The following is an 18504-nucleotide window of genomic DNA, read 5'->3' on the forward strand; positions in this document are numbered from 1 at the left end:
CCAACCGTGGTCAAGGCGCAGGTGCATTGGCCCCCGCGATTTCCGCCATCTCGCCGCCCTCCCGCAATAAGCGTAGCACTTCGGCAATCTTGTCCGTCTCCTCGGGAGTTCGGAACTCGGCGATGATCTTACTCCGCTTGGAATCATTCATCTCGGCGAGCAATGCGACGACTTCCTGCTCCTCGCCCTTGTTCAGCATGTCCAAAAGGAGCAATTTGGCTTGAGTGGGTTTGATACTCTCCAGGGTGCGGCGCACCGTTTCCCGTCCCGCGGTGACGGATTCATCCTGGATCGCCTTGACTTTCTCCTGGAAGGACTCTTCGCGTTTCGCCAACAGCTTCTGCTGTTCATCGAAGCGTGTTTCCTCGACCCGGAGCTGATCTTGAAGATTTTGCAAGGCGAGGGATTTCAACTCCAAGTCGCGATACGCCAGGGCGCGACGCTGCAAGATCGCATCGTAGGACGGTTCTTCGGCAGGCTCGGCAGGTTCCGGCAAGGACGTATTCACCGCGGCAACCGGCGACCTCCCACGAATCACGTCCAACGCCTGCGTCACCCGCTGGGGCGTCACCTTCCAAGCCAACCAAACGTGCACACAGACGATGATCGTGCCCAGGGCCAAGGCCGCCAGGAAATAAACCGCCAGCGCACCCAAGGCTTCCGCCAAGCGAATCACGACTCGACCTCACTACGCACCGTACGAGTTCCCATTTCGTCCAAGATCTTGGTTTCCAGGCGATTCTCCTCTCGGCGATACTCCTCCAACTGCCTTTCGCGGAGCATCTCCAGCACGCGGACCTGGCGATCGGCTTCCGCCAACCGTTCTCGCCTCCGCTCGATCTCCTGCTCCACCTGCTCCATTTGCCCTTTGAGAACATCCCGCTGCGCCGCAACCGTCATTTGGTAGCGACGCAAATTCAGCATCAGGTCCACTTGAACCTCGCCCACACGCGAGCAGTCGCGGAGTCGCTCGTTGAGACGCTGCCACTCCGCCGCCGTTTGCCGCTCGTACTCCTCCAAAACCTCCTTGGCTTGAACGGCCTGAGCCAATTCTCTCCGCCTCTCATCGCGCTCGTTCTCGCGCAAACGTAAGATCGTCTGCAATCGAAACCGGAAGCTCGCCATGACTCATTTCATCCGACTGGATTCTCTTGCTTGGCCGACCTCTTCCGCCGCTTGACCTTCGATCTCGCCGTCAATCCCGGCCCAAAATCCGCCGCTGCCATCTTTCGCCGCCAGGACGCTACGCCTTTCCCGCCGCTTGGCCGGATACCGCACCGGTTCCCGGCGTGCGACCTTGCCTTGCGACGCCCGATCCTCCGTTCCCACCCGCCTGCGTACCGGTGCCGGTCGTTTGCCTAGCCATTTGCGGTCCGCCGCCCGCCGCGGCGTTGCCGCCCGCGACGCCGCCCTGCCCCACCGATTCGACGCGTTGCGAAGCCGATTTTGCCGCGGCGGTCGCAATTTGGTCGGCCAATTGCGTGAGTCGCGCGACCGTCTGGGCATATTCGGCGCGATCTCGCATGTCTTGCCGTAGGAATCCGTCGACCTCTTCCCGCATGGTCAACGCGGCGTCGACCAGAGGATTGCTACCGCGGCGGTACGCGCCGATGGAGATGAGGTCCTCGTGATCGCGGTAGGCCGCCAGGAGTTCGCGCAACTTCATCGCCGCGCGATTGTGTTCCTGAGGGACGATGTCCGGCATTAACCGGCTCAAACTGGCCGTCACGTCCACGGCCGGAAAATGTCCCTTGCCGGCCAGTTTCCGCGACAACCAGATATGCCCGTCGAGCAGGCCGCGCACGGCGTCCGCGACCGGCTCGTTGGGGTCATCTCCTTCGACCAACACGGTGTAGAAGCCGGTAATAGCCCCCGCCGGGCTTCTTCCCGCCCTTTCCACCAATCGCGGCAGCAGGGCGAAGACGCTGGGTGTATAACCTTTCGTGGTCGGAGGCTCTCCCGCCGCCAATCCGATCTCGCGTTGAGCCAGGGCGAAGCGTGTGAGGGAATCCATGAGCAGCAAGACATCCTTGCCCTGATCACGAAAGTATTCGGCGATTGCGGAGGCCGCCAACGCGGCCTGCACCCGCAGCACGGCCGGTTCGTTGCTGGTGGCCACCACGACGACGCTCTTGGCCAGTCCCTCGGGACCAAGGTCCCGCTCCAAGAAGTCGTTGACCTCTCGGCCCCGTTCACCGATCAATGCGATGACGTTGACGTCGGCCGCCGTGTACTTGGCCATCATTCCCAGCAGTACGCTTTTCCCAACCCCGGCCGCAGAGAAAATCCCCAAACGTTGCCCCTTGCCGCACGTCAGGAACCCGTCGATGACGCGAATTCCCGTCGGCAGAGGCTCATCGATGCGCGGACGACTGCACGGATGCGGCGGTGCGGCATCGTAGTACACCCGATCGGAGAGGAGAGGCTGCGGTTTGCCGTCCACGGCAAGCCCTTCGGCGTTGATAACCCGCCCCAACAATCCCGCGCCGACCCGCAACCACCGGACGGTCTTGGCCAATCGCACCGTGTTGCCGTGGCGCACACCCTGACGATCCCCGTACGGGAACAGCAGAGTGAGGTCGTTCTTGAATCCCACCACTTCGGCGCGGATCGGTGCGGTCCCCTGGCGTTCGATTTCGGCGACGGCGCCGATAGGAGCGGGAAAACCTGCCGCAGCGACGGTGATCCCTACGGTCTGGACCACCGTCCCCCGTATCTCCGCCGCCATGATCGGCCGCAATTGTTCCACCCAGTCCATGACTCGCTTTCCCGTCTCCGTCGCACCGACGAGCGTGCTTCACGACATATCCGCGTCCTCACGACATCGGGCGGCGTCTCAGCTTCCCGTCAACTCCTCTTCAATCCTCGCCAGTTGCCGCTCGAACTGTTGGTCGATCACGCAGAATTGAGTCTCCACGCGGCAGCCTCCGCGTGTGATTGTCGGATCGGAGATGATTTCGGCATCTCCCGCCGGAGCCAATTCTTTCAATAGTTTCTCGGCTTGGGGCGCCAAAGCGGCATGGTCCAGGGGATGCAGTCTCAGTCGCAAGTGCGCCGCACCTGCGGCCAACTCGAGTGCCTCGCGGACCAAGGGCCGCGCCACCTGGGGATCCCGCTCCACCTCCCGCCGGACCAGTTTCGCGGCGATCGCTCCCGCCAGACGCACCGCACCTTTCTCCCACTGCGATAAAAAACTCTGTTTCGCCTCTTCGATCTGTCTCACGGCGTCCCGCAGCGCGGGCAGCAGGGTTACCAACTTGCGGTCCAAGTCCGCCGCGGCGATCTTCGCCAACTCCTGCCGCGCAGCCAGGCGCCCCTCTTCTTCCGCCCGCTTACGAATGGCAATGGCTTCTTTGTGAGCGGACGCAATGATCTTGGCGGCCTCGCCCCGAATGCCTTCCAAGTATCGCTGTGCCCGGGCGGTAAGGTCCTCAAAATTGAAGGGCACGGTCTCTTGAGCCGCCGAGGAATCGCCCGACTTGATCACCGTAGCCATCGTCACCACCACTCATGCGATAAACCGAACCGCCCCCATTCGCCGAGACACCGGCGGCATCCGTCACGCGACTTCTCTCACGAAGGTCGCTCTCTCCGCCGCCCGCGTCCCTCCGTCGCCGCCGCCGTGGTCCGTCCCCGCCGCCGTGGCAGGCGTGCGAAGATGCTTCAATTCCGGCGGCACGCGAATCCGCTGCTGGGCGGCCAAGCGCCGGGCGGTCTCTGCAACTCTCCGCCGGGCCTCCTCGACGTCGCTGAGTCGCACCGGTCCCAAATCCGCCATTTCGCGCTGCACGCGATCCGCCTGCTCCGACGGCAACTGGGCCAAAACTCGTTCCTGAAAACCCAAGGGTGTTCCCCATAACGCCAAGACCGTCACCGCTAAATCGACGTGCTCGAAAATCACCCCCAACGAGATATCATCGAAGCGGATCAGGTGATTGAAATCGAAGAACGGCGCCGTCGGCAGACGGTCGGCGAGGTCCGGCGCCAGTTGGGAGATGGTGTGGAGCAGTCGATCGCCGACGGGTTGGGGAGCGTTTTGCAAAATCCCCGTCACGGCGGACCAACCCGCCACGCGGCGTCGCTGCATGGCCACCACGTCGGAAAGCTTGGCCTGCAAAGCTTGATCCACCTCTTTCAAGACCTCCGGATCCGTTTCCTCGAGGTCCACCAACCGCCGCATGACCTCCACTTGAAGGGTCGGCGGCAAGCGCACCAATACCGCGCCCGATTGCTGGGGGGGAAGATGCGAGAGGACCAGCGCCACGGTCTGCGGGCGCTCGTTGAGCAAAATGCCGGCCACCTTGTCCGCCTCGGCATCCAGCAGTGTTCGAAAAGGCCGATCACGCAACTCCGCTGCGGAGGAATCACCAACGCTCGACGACGCGGAACCCCGTGCGACGGCCTGTGCCGCGGCAAGATGCGATGCCGCGGATCGCGGCTCTTCCTTGCTTTCCAACCGAACTTGCACGATCTTCGGCGCCATTTGCCGGAACTCGTCCAAGACCTGCCTTCGTTCCTGCGGCGAAATCGCTCCCAACTCCATCCAAGCAGTGCGTACTTTTTCAGCCTCGGCGGGAGAAAGCCGCTCCAAGAGCAGATCCGCCGCGGAAGGGTCCAGCGTATCGATCAACACCGCCGCCTTTCGCAATCCCGTCATTTCCGCATCCTGTCCGCTGGGGGAGCTCTTGCCGGAAGGGAGGCCGGGAAACTGCTCAACTCGCCGTCCCTTCCCGAGGACTTTCGTATTGTTCGGCATCACACCGGATTACCGATCCAAGTCTTCAGGATGTTGGCCGCCGTTTCAGGGTCCTCCGAGACCAATTCCGCCAATTCCTCTCGCAGAGATTTGCTCCCGGCGTCTTTCCACAACTTCTTCGCCTTCGATTCCTTACCGACTTCCTCGGCCTGTTCTTCTTCAACCCGGGGGGCTGCCGCCATCTCCGGTAATCCCATGGGAGACGTCGATTCGGTTCTTCCCTGCACGGTGGATCGCAGCAGCACCAAGCTCACCAGGGCCAGCCCCATCAGGCCCAACGTCGTCCAATATCGGCTCACGAATTCCAACACCTGTTCGCCCGCGCCGGGCGGCGTCGGTGCCACGGTCGGCATATCCACGAAATCCGTGATGGTGACGAGTTGATTGGGGTCGGTACCGTCCTGTGCTTGCGGCAAAAGCGTCAGCACGTGGGTGCGAATCTTGGCCAATTCGTCGGTTCGGATTTTGTCCAATTCCTGCGGCGTCGGCTCCTTGGGCGCGTTCGCGTTATTGGGATCGGCCGGTTGGGATTGCAGCCAAACTTTGCGGAAATAGCCGGCGGGAACGGCAACGGACACCGAGACCTTCTTAATGGGATAGCCGGCGGTCTCCTGACGCACCACCGTTTGCCCTACGGCGTTCCGCTCCGTCCGACGGGTCTCCTCCTCGCTTTCCGTCGGACTGCCGGTCGAACCGGAATTGAGGGCTCGAGGCGTATTGCCCTGCGCCACGTATCCGACGCGCCCTCCCGGTCCCGCATCCGATTGCCGCGTGCGACTGTCCTCGGTCACGTCCAACGGCACCACCTTGGGATCGAGCTTGACCTGCTCCTGCGTCATGGAGCGCGTGGGATCGAGTTCCACGTTGCAACTGACGAGCACTCCCGGTACGTACCCCAGGGCCGCCCGCACTTGCGATGCGAAGTAGGAATCCCACGATCGTTTGACGGCGTAAAACCCTGCCGCGTCTTGCGGATCGTTGTCGGGCGCGGCGTAGTAGTTCGCCCCGGTGTCCATATTGGTGACGACGACGTCCTCCGGCTTGAGTCCGCCGATGCTGCGTGCGACATAGTAACGAATCGAGCGAACGACGTTCTCGGGCAACTCCTGTCCGCCGACCGACTTCACCGCGACGCCGGCGGTGGTCACCGTTTCTCGCTGGAGTCCGCCGCGCGTCGTCCGATCGAACATCACCACGGCGCTCTGCACGCCCGCCATCTGGCTAATGACCCGCGACAACTCCTTTTGCAGAGCCACCTTCATCCGCTCTTCGAGCTTGAAGCGGCTTTCAAAAGAACCGGACTCTTTCAAAGTCCGCTCCAAGATGTCGAGGTAGTTGTACGGCAGCGCGTTGCCCTCGGCCAAGGCGGCCATGTATTTGTCCTGCTGCGCGCGAGGGACTCGGATCCGCGTTCCCTCTACGCGATAGTCATTCAGCCCCTTAGCCGCGAACGCAGCTTCCATGGCCGGCAAATCGGCGGGAGTAAAATACTCGCCGTTCATCAGATAGCAGTCGGGAGCCGATCCGGAGTACATGAACAAGTAGCCCAGGCTGATCACGACCACCGCCAGAAGCAAGGCGGAAGTAATTCTCGCCCCAGGCGTCATGGAGACGAAGACGTCGCGAAGCTGATCCCAGGCTTTGTTGATGAAGTCCATCCGTGGACTCGCCTCCGCTGTCGCTCAAAGGTCGTCGGTCGCATCCGGGCCGTTTACACGCGGACGGCCTGCAATTCCTGATAGGCCTGGACCAGCTTGTTACGAATCTGCATCATCAGCTTGAAGGCGATATCGGCCTTCTGCACGGCGGTCAAAACCTCGGCGGTCGTAACGTCCTCACCCGCCGCCATGCGCTCTACGGCGGCATCCGCCTCCTGCTGCAACGCGTTCGCCTCCCGTACGGACTGCAGGAGGATGTCTTTGAAGCCGTCGGCGCCGCCGGCGGGCTTTGCCTGCAATCCCGCCGCAAGCGGGGGAATTCCCGAAGGTTGAATGGGTCCGATCGCATTCATCAGGCCAGAATCCTCAACGTCTGCTGGGCCATGTCCTTCGTGACTTCGATCGCTCCAAGGTTCGCCTCATAAGCGCGGGCGGCCTCCAGGGCGTCGGTGAACTCGGTCATGATGTTGATATCCGGATAGGCCACATACCCCTTCCACGGTCCGTCCTGGATGGCGTCCGGGTGGCCCGGTTCGTACTTGTACCGCGGTTGGACATCCGTATCCGCCTTGACCGCCGCCACGCGGACCCCCGCCGCTCCGTGCGAACCGACGCTGGGATCCGCCTGAAAGACCACGTACCGGGGCTGATAGGGTTGCGGTTCTCCCGCCTCGTTGTGTGTCGTCGTCACGTTCGCGATATTGCCGGCGATCGCCGTCATCCGGGTACGTTGCGCCACCAGAGCGCTGGTACTGATATCAAGCGCTGAGAACATGGAATGCGTTCCTTTCCGCCGCGTCGGCCCGCCCCTTGCGCGTGCCGGTCGGTCCGACGTCGCGAGCTTGCGCCGGGGAGCAGTCTTTACACCTTTTCCCCAATCGCCGTCAAGAGTAAACGAAATTGACTGTTCATCACGGCCAAGGCCGCGTTATGCTGCATCTGATTCTTCACCATCTCACTGACTTGATGTTCCACGGTGACATTGTTGCCGTCGTGACGGAGTAGCGTCTTGGCCTGGTCGGCCCAGCGTTCCGACGCTGGGACTTTTTCACGCCCCCTCTCCGCATATTGGGCATCACCGGGAGACAGGGCGGGGATTTGATGCCGTGCCTCAATCCGTTTTCGCAACTCGGCCTGGAATGCCTCCACCGGAAGATCCCGCGCCGTGTACCCCGGCGTATCGATATTCGCCAAATTCCCGGCCAAGACCGTGTGCCGGGCCTGCGCGAAGCCGACGACCTCCTCCAAAATGGGAATCGTCGTCGATTCGAATAACCGCGAAATCATGCTCAAGTTTGCGCCTCCCGTCGGTCGAAAATCGTTCCACTTACCCGTGGAACAGCGAGGCCGAACGCTTGTCGATCCCACCAACGTTTGCTCCGCCTGTCGATCGCAGTCGACCGTGTTGCAACCGTCGTTCCCAATGCGTCATGACGTCCGGCCGCGGCTTCCGGTCGCGATCCGAAACTCTTTCCAATGCCGATCTTGCGTCACGGCCCCCCCGGCCGGTGCAACCGTCCTCCGCCCGCCTCGCGCCCGGAGAGAATCGGCACTTCTCGCCGAAGTCACCGGCGACTTTCGCCGAATCCCCTTCGCCCCGCATCCTGCTCGGAATCCGACATCGCCCCGAAAAATCATTCTCCGATCATGAGGCCGAACCGCCGTTATCCGGCCCGGCGGAACTCCTTCGTCCGCGGTGCGTAGCCGTACTGACGCAGACGATCCGTCAGCGTGCGGACGCCGATTCCTAAAGCCTTGGCCGTCCTGGAACGATGCCCTCCGTATTGCTCGAGCGTTTTCTCGATCAATTGTCGTTCCATTTCCGGGATTGTCATTCCCACCGGAATCTCAAACGAAGATTCGGGTCGCGAACGCGATTCGACCGGCAGCCATTTGCGCAATCGGTCCGCGGAGATGCGAGGCGTATTCTCCAACACGCATAAGCGAGTGACCATGTTTTCCAATTCCCGCACGTTGCCGGGCCAATCGTGCTCAGCCAGAACATCCAAAGCCGATCGATCCATCTCGGGAACCTCTCGCCCCAAACGTTGAGCGCAACGCGACCGGAAATACGCGATCAATTCGGGAATGTCTTCTCGGCGCTCGCGCAAAGGGGGCACTTCGATCGGCAGAACCGCAAGCCGGTAGTAAAGGTCCGCGCGGAAATTCCCCTCCGCCACCTCGCGACTCAAGTCGCGATTCGTGGCGGCGATCACACGGACGTCCACGTACTGAGTTTCACTCGACCCCACCCGTTCGAACGCCTTTTCTTGCAACACGCGGAGCAACTTGGCTTGGAGCGGCAAACCGATCTCGGTGACTTCATCCAACAGCAGTGTGCCTCCGTCCGCCGCTTCGAACCTGCCCGCCCGAGCCGAATCCGCGCCGGTATAGGCTCCCCGTTCATGCCCGAACAATTCGCTTTCCATCAGATGCGGGGCCAAAGCCGGACAATTCACACTCACGAACGGGCCGAGACGCCGGGGGCCGGTCGCGTGAATCCATTTGGCGACCAATTCCTTGCCGGTTCCGCTCTCACCGGTAATGAGGACGGTTTCGCTCGTGGCGGCCACCTGCTCGATTTTCGCCCGCAACTCCATCATCGGCCGACTTCGTCCGATCATCACCGGCGGTTCCGCGAGACCGCCGGCCTTGCCGTTCTGTCCGGCGCTGCGGTCATTTAACAGTCGGGCATGACGCACCGCCTCCGCCGTCAACTTCTCCAGTTGTTCCAAATCGAAGGGCTTCTCGATGTAGTCGAAGACGCCCATCCTCATCGCCGCCACCGCCGAGGAGACGCTGGCGTAGGCGGTCACCATGATGATTCGCGCTCGAAGACGGCGACGCTCGAGATGTGCGATCAATTCCAAACCGGACATGCCCGGCATCTTCAGGTCCGTGATGATGCAGTCGTAATCCGTCTTCTCCACGGCGCGCAAGGCTTCAGCGCCGCTGGAACATTCCGTCACGACGTATCCGCATCTCCGCAACACGTCGGCGACCGAGGCGCGGGCGGCGGCATGATCATCCACGACCAAAACCGTTCCGCGACCTTCCGTTTCGACGGTCGGGACTTGTCTGCGTTTCATGGCTCCCCGGCTTTCCTCTTTCTTCAATGCGATGACGGCGTACCTATACCCATTCACCGCGGGTCGCACCCCGGCGCAGCGGCGGTCCTGTGCGGAAACACGAGGGTAAAGCGTGCTCCGCCGGTGGGGCGGTTGGCAACGTCCACCTCGCCGCCGTGGAGTTCCACGACGCGATTGACGATGGCCAATCCCAAGCCGGTGCCGCCTTTTTTGGTGGTGTAAAACGGTTCGAAAGCCCGGCGCAAGGCCTCCTCCTCCAAGCCCGGCCCTTCGTCTTCGGCTTCAATACGCCATTCCTCGGGATTCTGCACCGCTCGCAAAACGAATCTTCCCCCTTGCGGCATTGCGTCCAAAGCATTCAGCACCAGATTGAACACGGCACGACGCAGCATTTCGCGGTCGGCCCTGACCAAGAACTCCCCCTCCAATTGCACAATCATTGTCACGCCTTGGGCATCGGCCTGCGGTTGCAGCGCCGACGCGACCGACCTCAAAACCTCGGCCACCGAAACCCACTCCCAACAAGGCTCGCGCTCCGCGGTGAATTGCAGAAGGTCGGTGACCGTGCTCTCCGCGGCGCGGTGCGCGGCCTCGATGCACTCCAGAATTTCCAGAGCTTGTTCATCCCGCTCTAAATGCCGCCGCAAGAGACTGACGTAGAGCGCGACGGGAACCAAACTGTTGCGCAATTCATGGGCGATATGGGCGGCCATTCGCCCGAGGTCGGCCAAGCGGTCCTTTTGGGCCAATAGGCGATTCTTGCGCTCCAGTTCATCCGTCAGGCGCTTGACCTCGGCACGTAGGGCTTCGTGCGTCTTTTCCAACCGTACCGTGGCCGCCTGCCAGGCCTGCAACACGACCCCCAAACCGTCCTCCGCCGAGGGCAAGACCCAATCCTCGGCCATGTTCGTCGTTGAACTCGCTTCGCTCATGGTGAGCGGTGATGCTGCTTCATTCATTGCGTCGGTCACTCGCACGGCGGCGTCCCTCTCTCTTTTCCCAGCGTCGATTCACGCCTTCCGACGAATCGCGGAACGTGCTCAGCCTTCCCACAAGACATCCGCGTCGCCGCCGGCATGCTCTTCGCGGGCGTACGCCCTTCTAGCCTCCGCGGCGTCTTGCAGCGTGTGCAATCGACGGCTGATTTCCTCTCTCCTCGCGGTCATCTTTTGCTCGCAGTGCCGCTCGATTTCGAGAATCTCCGCCAAGAGGCGACGGCAGTCTTGCAGTTTGTGGGCCGTCTCGCGTCGCAAATCCTCACTACGCCAGGACCGGCTTTCCGGCGTTTCGTGACGATAAGGGGCAAATTCCGACTCCAGCCTTTGGATTTCCTGCAAGTACCGTTGTTTCCAAGCCAGCAGTTCCAACAACCCCTCGACGTCGCCGCTCTCCACCAGTTCGAACTGGCGACGGCAGACGCCCAACAACTCCGCAAGACAAGCCTGCTTACGCCGAACCAGGTCGGCCAAGCGGTCCGCGGAGGCCAAGCCTTCCGTGACAATCCCGGCAGTTTGAGGCATCGCGTCCATCATCCGCACGAAAAAGTGATTCGCTTCCGCTTGCCCGCGACAAGCCGCCGAAATGCGGTCCGTCGACGGCGTGTTCATTGCAATGCTTTTTCCAATCTTTGAAGACGTTCGCGCCAGCCCGCGGCGTCCAGGACCGTCGAGGCCGCAAAGTCCGTATCCGCCGGCAAACGCTGGAGAACGATCTTGGCCTGTTCCAAGGCGATGCGCGATTCCTGACCGCGTCCCATGGCTTGATAACATCGCACGATCTGCGCATAGGCTTCCAACACCTCGGGCCGAGACTGGAAGCGATTGATCACGGCATGATAGGCCTCCAAAGCCTCCATAAAGCGGCCCAGGCGATAACACACGTCGCCTAAGCCGAAATAGGCATTCCGCAGCAGCACCAACTCCGGATTGAGCAATTGCCGTTGATTGGCGCGGTCGTTCATCATTTGCCGCACGGCCTCATAATGAGCCTTGGCCGCCAAAAGGCGATTCTGCGCGTCGCGGCGGAGGGGTAGTCGCCCTTCGTCCACGGTCGAGGCGGCTTCCGACGACAATCCCAGCGCCTGCACGGCCATCCGCCGAAAGATTTCAGCCAATTCGTATCGCGCCCAGGCCGTCTGTTCGTCTTGGGGGTAGCGCGACACCGCTTCCTCCAGTCGCGGCACGGCCTCCGCATCCTTCCCTTCCTCGTAATACAGGTGCCCCAGAGCAAACAGCGACGCTCGCCATTCCCGACTACTCGGCGCCAACGCACCACTCAGGTTTTGAAGCAAAACGCTCTCCGCCTGCGCAAAATCCCCCTTCTCTTGATAGACGTGAGCGGCCAGCAATCGGGCTTCGTAAGAAGCGGCGTCCTTGGCGTGAAACTCCATGCATTCGTTGAGCACTAGGAGCGCCTCGTCCAGGCGGCCCATTGCCAGCAGACATTCCCCCAGTCGCAGCAAAGCCACCGAGTTTCGCCGCTTGGCCTCGTTCCGAAGATACTCGCGCAGCACGCGCGACGCCCGACTGAACGACCAACCGGCCAGATAATTGTCGGCCGCGTCCCACAAATCTTCGGAGTAGGCTTTGGTCGCCGCTCGGGTCTTGGCCAACCGCGTATATTCGTCGCCCGCCAGGCGGAAATGCAATCTCGCCTCCTGAAGTAATCCCTCGGCCTTTCCCGGAGGTCGGCCCTCGGCCTGGTTGACTAAGTGCCGCCCCCAATCGCGATGAATCTCCGCGCGAAAAGCGTGAATCTCACTGTCGGCGAAGACCGGGGACATGGAATCCGTGAGACGCAGGCACGCGGCGAATTCTCCCTGGTTCAGATACTGCCGCAAGGTCGCCCCCGTCTCGTCCCGGACCTCGTTCAACGAAACCCAACGGTTCACGAAGGCGGCCGCGTCGGGAACCTCGCTCAGAACACCGCGGAGGCCGTCGACGGTCTGTTCCACGCGACCAAGTCGCCGATTCAATTGGGCCATGCGAAATCGGGCCGCCCAGGCCTCAGGTCGGCCTGCGAAGCGAATCCACGTCTTTTCATAACCGGTCAAAGCTTCGTCGATATCTCCGGCCAATTCGGCACAGCGCGAACGCAAGTAGGAGGCCTGCGCCAGGATGGCATCGTCGGCCAGAGCTTGCTTTTCCACGCCGCCGAGGATCTCCCGTGCCTCCGCCAGCTTGGAGCGATATTTCGCCTGCTTTTCCGGGCCGTCGAGCGGTTCCAGCAACTCCGCCTCTAGAATGGAGACCTGCGCCCGCAACAACTCGCTCTCAGGCGTTTGCGCCGCCTTGGGACTCAAGCGACTCAGAGCATCGGCCGCCTCCGCCGGGCGCCGCATCTCAAGTAGAATCTCGGCTCGCCGGCGATAGGCCGCGTTCCGACTCTCCACGGATAGCGTCGGGATATCCAGGAACTCCCCGTTGTACCGTAACGCTTCCTCCAAGTTCGGTTGGCGGTCCAAGAGAAAGGATTCCGCCAGCAACCACAGAACGCGAGGCCGATACTCGGAATCCAGTCCGGCCGCCTCTCGGAGTTCGACCCGGCTTTCGCTGAACCGATTCGAGAAGTGCAGGCTCCGCCCCAGCAGAAATCTTCCCTTCGCCTCCCAACCTGGAGGGAATCCGCCCGTCCCCACCGCCGAAAGATAGGCTGCGCTGAGGGCATATTCGCGACTGCGTTCGGTGCCGCTCGCGCGATCACCCTCTTGGGAATGCCAGACGCCCAAGGCGAACATGGCCGCGCGGTAAGCCTCGTCATCGACTTTCCCGGAATCGACGGCTTTATCCGCCAACGCTTTGACCTTGGCGTAATCCTCGTCCGCCAAGGCCTGGAGTATGCTCTTGGCCGTGATGGGCGGTTCGCGCGTCAGCAACAGGTAGGTCGTAATTCCGGCGGTGACCAGCACCGAAACCGCCCCCGCAAGGATGATCCAGCGCCGGCGGCGCAAAAAGCTCCCCGCGGCGGGCGCGGCCGATTCGTCGCCGCCCGGCTTTTTCCGCGAAGCCTCTTCCTCCGACTGCGGTTGCAGTTCCTCATCGACCATAGTCGCCGCTCAATCCTTTCCAACGGCGCGCAAGGTGACTCTCGGCCGGATTGGGAATCCGTTCCCAGAGGCCGACGAAGCCCCGAAGGCTATCTACCGAATAGTCGCGAGGGGTGTCAATGCGATTTGATGGGAAGGAAAAGGCAGAGAACCGGAAACGTGGGCAATTTCGCAAGACTAGGTTATGCACGAAGCCCGGAGCATCATGGCTATGGCTCTATCAGCACGGCTCGCCGGCCGCCGGATTTCCCGACGGGCAGCGCGCACCTCGGCAGTGCATAACGTGGTAGGGTGCCCTGAGGTTTCCCCACCGCTGCAGCTTTTCCGAGGCGATTGATGGCACTTCGGTCCGTACAAACGGGCGCCGTTAGGCCTGGGCGATTCCCGCCGCTTGGCAGGCGAAACGCAGGCCGTCCGCCGCCGTTTTGCCGTAGAAGTCGCACCCGGCCTTTTCCGCCAGCAATTCACTGGCGGCCGCGCCGCCCACCATCAACGCCAATCCGTCGCGAAGCCCCGCCGCCCGGATGGCCTCTACCGTCGCCACGACCGACGAGTAGCAGGTCGTCAGCAGCAGGCTCATACCCACCACCGCCGGTCGGTGTTCGCGGATGGCTTCGACGAACTTCTCGGGCGGGGCGTCCACACCCAGATCCACCACCTTGAAACCCGCCCCTTGCAACATCATGACTACGATGTCTTTGCCGATATCATGGACATCGTGCTGTACGGTGCCGATGACCGCCGTGGCTTTGTGCGAAGCCGTTTCCACATCGGCCGGGCCGAGTCGCGGACCCAACTCGGCCATGATGTTCTTCATGATCATGCCGCCGAACATCAGGTCGGGCAAAAAGCACTCTTCCCGACTGAAGCGGTTTCCTAATTCGATCATGCCCCGATTGCATTCGGCCAAAATCTCTCCTGCGGGAACCCCTGCATCCAATTGTGCCCGCAACAATTCCATCACTCGCGGCTCATCACAGACCGCGATTGCTTCCGACAAGCTGCCTTCCGCCATGAGAAATCCCCTCCGAAGATGGTAACATCCGGCCCGGCTTTGATTCCCCTCAATCCGAGCCGAATGCCGCATGCGTGCCTTAAAAAGACAACAGAACCTGCCAGATATACATGTATCCCAACGCGTCGATGTCCTGCCAAACGCGTCGGACCAACTCGGCGTCCCCTTGGATCGGGGGCAAGTCCTTCACTTTTTCTTCCCAAGGAAAACAAGTACCCGGCGGACGTTTTACCTCAGTGCTCCGACCAGTCGTCGAAGATTCGCTTCCTTCCATTGTTCCCTCCTAAACTTCATCACCTTTCAATGAAACGATGATCCGTCGGGAGACGGTTCCGACGATCGCGCTAGCACCATCCGTCGCTCGACCGGTTCTCCCCACCGCCGGTTGACTGCGCCCTATCGGCACAATGAGCAACTTGCCACTCAATACACTCCGTATTCGCGTGCCGCCTCGGTCAGAGCGCGAAGATTCTCCACCTTCGTGTCGTTCTGCATGATGGCTCCGGCGTCCAAGACGTATCCCCCGTCCTTGGCGACCCCATCCAACACCTTTTTGCAGTACGCTCGCACTTCGTCCGGCGTGCCAAAGGCCAGCAAGTCGTTGGGAATGCCGCCGCTGATGCAGAACTTGTGTCCCACCGCGCGATGCACCTCGAAGATATCCCCGCGATCCACGTGATATACGATGCTGAGGTCCGGCAATTGAGCGATGTATTTCAGATTGGGGTTCCACTCGCCCTCGGCGTAGAACAGAACTTGGTGCCCTTTGGCCCAGAGCGCTTCGATGATCTGCTTGAGTGACGGCCAATAGAATCGCTCGAACTGCTGGGGCGAAAGGAAGGGCACGCACCCGCGGTGCATCCACAGACCGATGGGAACGTTCTTGTCCGGATCGGCCCCCGACAATGCCACGTGAAACAGGTGCGGCGTCAGCGCTTCGCAGGCCTTGAGGACCTTATCCGGTTGTCTGTACATGTCCATGCACAAGCCCCGATAACCGCGGAGCTTGTCCGCGATGATGTCGAACGGCGCCTTGAGGATGCCCGAGATGGCGGATACCGTGCCGCACTCCGTGCGAAGCCGCGCCACTTGGCGACCCAACGCCCCGAAATAGTCCATCATCGACATCCCGCCCAGCAGGAACGACATATTGTTGCGGAAGGTGTTGGGCTGTCCCTCGGGAACCACGTCTCGCGACACCCGCGGGAGCCAAACGTTGAGCAGAAAGCCGGTGGGGTCTTCGATCAAGGCGTCGTACTCGTCGGGCCGCATCCAAGCGTTATCGTCGGGCGGTTCCAGATACTGGAAAGCCACGTCGGCGGGGATATCGACTCCCGGCACGCTGTAATAGCGAAGGTTGACGGCCTGCACCAAGCCCGTCCACACGTAGACCATATTCGCCACCACGGCGTCCCAATCGAAGTCTCGGGCGCATTGGACCGCGGCTTCCAGGGCCTTGCGGTAGTCGTGCGTCACTTCCTGAATGGTGTAGCCCGCATAAACCGCGGTGAATTCGGCGACGAACGGGCGGATCGGCACCATGTCGGGCTTTTCTTTTCGCATCGCCGCCACATAACGCTTCAGACGCTGTTGATACCGCTCCTCCATCGCCGGAGTGCCGACCGTCATCGTATTCCCCTCGCAAGATCGAACCCGCAATGCTGCGCCGTCGCGCAGCCCCCTCGTCCAACCTCGAATCCAAGCGGAATCGCGTCCGCCCGGCTTCAGGTTGCATTAGTATGAGATGCGGCGCCGCGGTCTGTCAACGCGCCCGGGCGAGCGAACACACTTAACGCCCGGCGACTCCACGCGAAGCGGACTGAGGACCGGACACGCGTACGCCGCCGGGTCGGTGATCGCTGTCTTTGCTCAAAAAGCGACCTACTCCGGGATGTCGAACGTGAACTCATTCGGACCGGAGGCTTGAACCTCGCATTCGAACGGCGTGTCTTGCCACGAATTGTATTTCGGCGGCAGCAGCGGCTTGGGAGCCGAGGCATACGTATCCGCGGCGGCCTGTTGGGCTTGAAGCTTGTCGTAGTCTTCACCTTCCGGAGTCGCCGGCACGTCCACCTTGGAAACAAGCACCTTGTACTTGCCGGCCATGGCACCCTCCGCCATCGCGTTGCCTTCCCCGAAGCTCCGCATGGTCGCCACTCCGGACATATCCGTCTTTCCTTGAGCGCCTCGCCCATTCTCATCCAAAGGATGCAATCGCACATCCGCGCCGGGGAGCGGTTGTCCTTTTTGGGTAATGGTGATCTTGACGGGGTAAGTCTTGAAAGTGACCGTCGGTCCCTTGGAACAACCCACGAGTACGATCCCGGCAACCAACAACGCGCGTGCAACTTTCGGTGTCATGCCATCTCTCCTCAATTCAAGAGTTTGTGAAAAAGTGGTCATTCGCGGCGCAATTCCGTTGACTGATCCGCCCCTGTCAGTATATTGAAGTTGTGCCAGAAAACGAGTCGGGCAACATCCTGAGAAACATTTTTCTGCATAATCCATTTTCTGTCGGTTTGGCCTGTCACTTTAAGCGTCTCGGTTCTTGTCTTTTTTTCAATTGGAGGGATTGCACAATGAGAGAGCGTAGATTGAGACACGCCGGTTTCACTCTGGTGGAACTCCTCGTCGTTATCGCCATCATCGGCATCTTGATTGCCTTGCTTTTACCGGCGGTGCAAGCCGCTCGGGAGGCCGCGCGGCGATCTCAGTGCACTAACAACCTCAAGCAGATCGGGTTGGCTCTGCACAACTTCCACGATACGTACAATCGCTTTCCTGCCGCGAATTTCGACCCGCTTTTCGCGAAACCTGCAAATTCCGACAATTTTCCGAACAATTCGCATCGCTGGGGCTGGAGCGTTTTGCTTCTGCCGTACATTGAGCAAAAGCCCATGTACGACGACTTGTTCCAGAATTACATCGGCATGGTCGACGGCAACAACAACGCGTACAGCCCGTGGTACGGATTCGTGCATACCCGCACGTGGCTCAACGGCTACGTTTGTCCGTCGGACGGACGGGCTAGGCAGGTTCCGCCGCAGAACAACGGCATGACTCCCATCAGCTACAAGTGCAACCGCGGCGACCAGTGGTTGAACTGGGACTGGTACGAAAGCCGCGGTACTTTCGGCCGAGGCAACAAGATCCTCGTGGACTTCTCGACCGTGCGGGACGGCACAAGCAACACGATGGCCATTTCCGAGGCCATCGTCGGGGTCCAGAACAGTCGCCAGGTCGGCGAAGCGTTGGCTCGCGACGTGGGAGCGTACAACAGCGCCCCGCCTTCGTTGTGCTTGCAACAGGTGGGAGCGAATCGGCAATTCACGGGCAACGTGCAAGGACCCGGTTGGCTGATCGGCTGGCGCTGGGCGGACGGCCGAAATCCATACACCTTCTTCTATCCCATGCTGCCCCCGAACGGACCGAGCTGCGGCAACGACGGCGAGAACTGGGCCATTGTGACGGCCAGCAGTCGTCACCCGGGTGGAGTGAACGTGTGCTTCGTCGACGGCTCCGTCCGGTTCATCAGCGAGACGATCGACGCGGGCGATCCCACACGCACCGCCACCGCGCCGCCGGCCGGCTTCCCGCCCCTGGTCAACACGAGTCGCCCGCAGGACTACTCCGGCCCGTCGCTCTACGGCGTATGGGGCGCTCTTGGCAGCGCCAACGGCCAAGAATCGGTTCAGCTCCCGTAGAAACCGGCAATCTTTTCGGTAGGAATTGAACAAGTCAGGGTTGCCTCCACAAAATGGAGACAACCCTTTTTCGTTGGGCGGATCGCGGACTCCGTCATCCGCAACGCATCCATCCGGCCTTCGGTCGACATCCCGACGCCGCGACAGACACCTCTGGAAAGTTTCGATTGAAGTTGCAACAACGGTCGCTCGGGCGCATCGCGCTCGTCCTTCGCCTCATTGCATCGCCTCTTTTGG

At 61.3% G+C, this 18504-nt stretch carries 17 protein-coding genes; 1 reads left to right on the forward strand and 16 read right to left on the reverse strand.

Annotated features, from left to right (window positions below):
- Window positions 1-10: 10 nt before the first annotated feature.
- The 16 genes from ACYQ6J_RS02755 to ACYQ6J_RS02830 all read right to left on the reverse strand — a co-directional run bounded on the left by ACYQ6J_RS02755 (window position 11) and on the right by ACYQ6J_RS02830 (window position 16924).
- Window positions 11-676, reverse strand: coding sequence for a hypothetical protein (locus ACYQ6J_RS02755; protein ID WP_460182667.1), 666 nt, complete (start codon window positions 674-676; stop codon window positions 11-13).
- On the reverse strand, window positions 673-1125 hold the full coding sequence (fliJ, locus tag ACYQ6J_RS02760) for a flagellar export protein FliJ (protein WP_460182668.1): 453 nt from the start codon (window positions 1123-1125) through the stop codon (window positions 673-675). The genes ACYQ6J_RS02755 and fliJ overlap by 4 nt, the downstream gene beginning before the upstream one ends.
- 118 nt (window positions 1126-1243) lie before the next feature.
- Window positions 1244-2758, reverse strand: a complete 1515-nt coding sequence (locus tag ACYQ6J_RS02765; RefSeq protein WP_460182669.1) for a FliI/YscN family ATPase — start codon at window positions 2756-2758, stop codon at window positions 1244-1246.
- Window positions 2759-2836: 78 nt separating this feature from the next.
- Entirely contained in the window at window positions 2837-3496 is a 660-nt protein-coding gene (locus tag ACYQ6J_RS02770; RefSeq protein ID WP_460182670.1) for a FliH/SctL family protein, read from the reverse strand.
- A gap of 63 nt (window positions 3497-3559) precedes the next feature.
- Window positions 3560-4657, reverse strand: coding sequence for a FliG C-terminal domain-containing protein (locus ACYQ6J_RS02775; RefSeq protein WP_460182671.1), 1098 nt, complete (start codon window positions 4655-4657; stop codon window positions 3560-3562).
- Window positions 4658-4755: 98 nt separating this feature from the next.
- Window positions 4756-6414, reverse strand: a complete 1659-nt coding sequence (locus ACYQ6J_RS02780) for a flagellar M-ring protein FliF C-terminal domain-containing protein (protein ID WP_460182672.1) — start codon at window positions 6412-6414, stop codon at window positions 4756-4758.
- Window positions 6415-6467: 53 nt separating this feature from the next.
- On the reverse strand, window positions 6468-6767 hold the full coding sequence (gene fliE / locus ACYQ6J_RS02785; RefSeq protein ID WP_460182673.1) for a flagellar hook-basal body complex protein FliE: 300 nt from the start codon (window positions 6765-6767) through the stop codon (window positions 6468-6470).
- Complete coding sequence (flgC, locus tag ACYQ6J_RS02790; protein ID WP_460182674.1) at window positions 6767-7189, reverse strand: flagellar basal body rod protein FlgC; 423 nt, start codon at window positions 7187-7189, stop codon at window positions 6767-6769. Before flgC ends, fliE begins: the two co-directional genes overlap by 1 nt.
- Window positions 7190-7275: 86 nt before the next feature.
- Window positions 7276-7701 (reverse strand): flagellar basal body rod protein FlgB, encoded by a 426-nt coding sequence (gene flgB, locus ACYQ6J_RS02795; RefSeq protein WP_460183299.1) that lies wholly within the window; start codon window positions 7699-7701, stop codon window positions 7276-7278.
- Between the two features lie 377 nt (window positions 7702-8078).
- Entirely contained in the window at window positions 8079-9503 is a 1425-nt protein-coding gene (locus ACYQ6J_RS02800; protein WP_460182675.1) for a sigma-54-dependent transcriptional regulator, read from the reverse strand.
- 53 nt (window positions 9504-9556) lie between these two features.
- Entirely contained in the window at window positions 9557-10462 is a 906-nt protein-coding gene (locus ACYQ6J_RS02805; protein ID WP_460182676.1) for a sensor histidine kinase, read from the reverse strand.
- Between the two features lie 81 nt (window positions 10463-10543).
- The gene (flgN, locus tag ACYQ6J_RS02810; RefSeq protein ID WP_460182677.1) at window positions 10544-11110 is read right to left on the reverse strand and encodes a flagellar export chaperone FlgN; all 567 of its coding nucleotides are present in this window, start codon (window positions 11108-11110) and stop codon (window positions 10544-10546) included.
- A complete protein-coding gene (locus tag ACYQ6J_RS02815) occupies window positions 11107-13548 on the reverse strand; it encodes a tetratricopeptide repeat protein (protein ID WP_460182678.1) in 2442 nt (813 codons plus the stop codon). Before ACYQ6J_RS02815 ends, flgN begins: the two co-directional genes overlap by 4 nt.
- Window positions 13549-13915: 367 nt before the next feature.
- Window positions 13916-14563 (reverse strand): cobalamin B12-binding domain-containing protein, encoded by a 648-nt coding sequence (locus ACYQ6J_RS02820; protein WP_460182679.1) that lies wholly within the window; start codon window positions 14561-14563, stop codon window positions 13916-13918.
- Window positions 14564-14986: 423 nt separating this feature from the next.
- The gene (locus tag ACYQ6J_RS02825) at window positions 14987-16192 is read right to left on the reverse strand and encodes a uroporphyrinogen decarboxylase family protein (protein ID WP_460182680.1); all 1206 of its coding nucleotides are present in this window, start codon (window positions 16190-16192) and stop codon (window positions 14987-14989) included.
- Between the two features lie 252 nt (window positions 16193-16444).
- Complete coding sequence (locus ACYQ6J_RS02830) at window positions 16445-16924, reverse strand: hypothetical protein (protein WP_460182681.1); 480 nt, start codon at window positions 16922-16924, stop codon at window positions 16445-16447.
- 218 nt (window positions 16925-17142) lie between these two features.
- Here ACYQ6J_RS02830 and ACYQ6J_RS02835 point away from each other — a divergent pair, with 218 nt between their 5' ends.
- Window positions 17143-18267, forward strand: coding sequence for a DUF1559 family PulG-like putative transporter (locus ACYQ6J_RS02835; RefSeq protein WP_460182682.1), 1125 nt, complete (start codon window positions 17143-17145; stop codon window positions 18265-18267).
- Window positions 18268-18504 lie beyond the last annotated feature (237 nt).

Source organism: Thermopirellula anaerolimosa, from assembly GCF_054657335.1.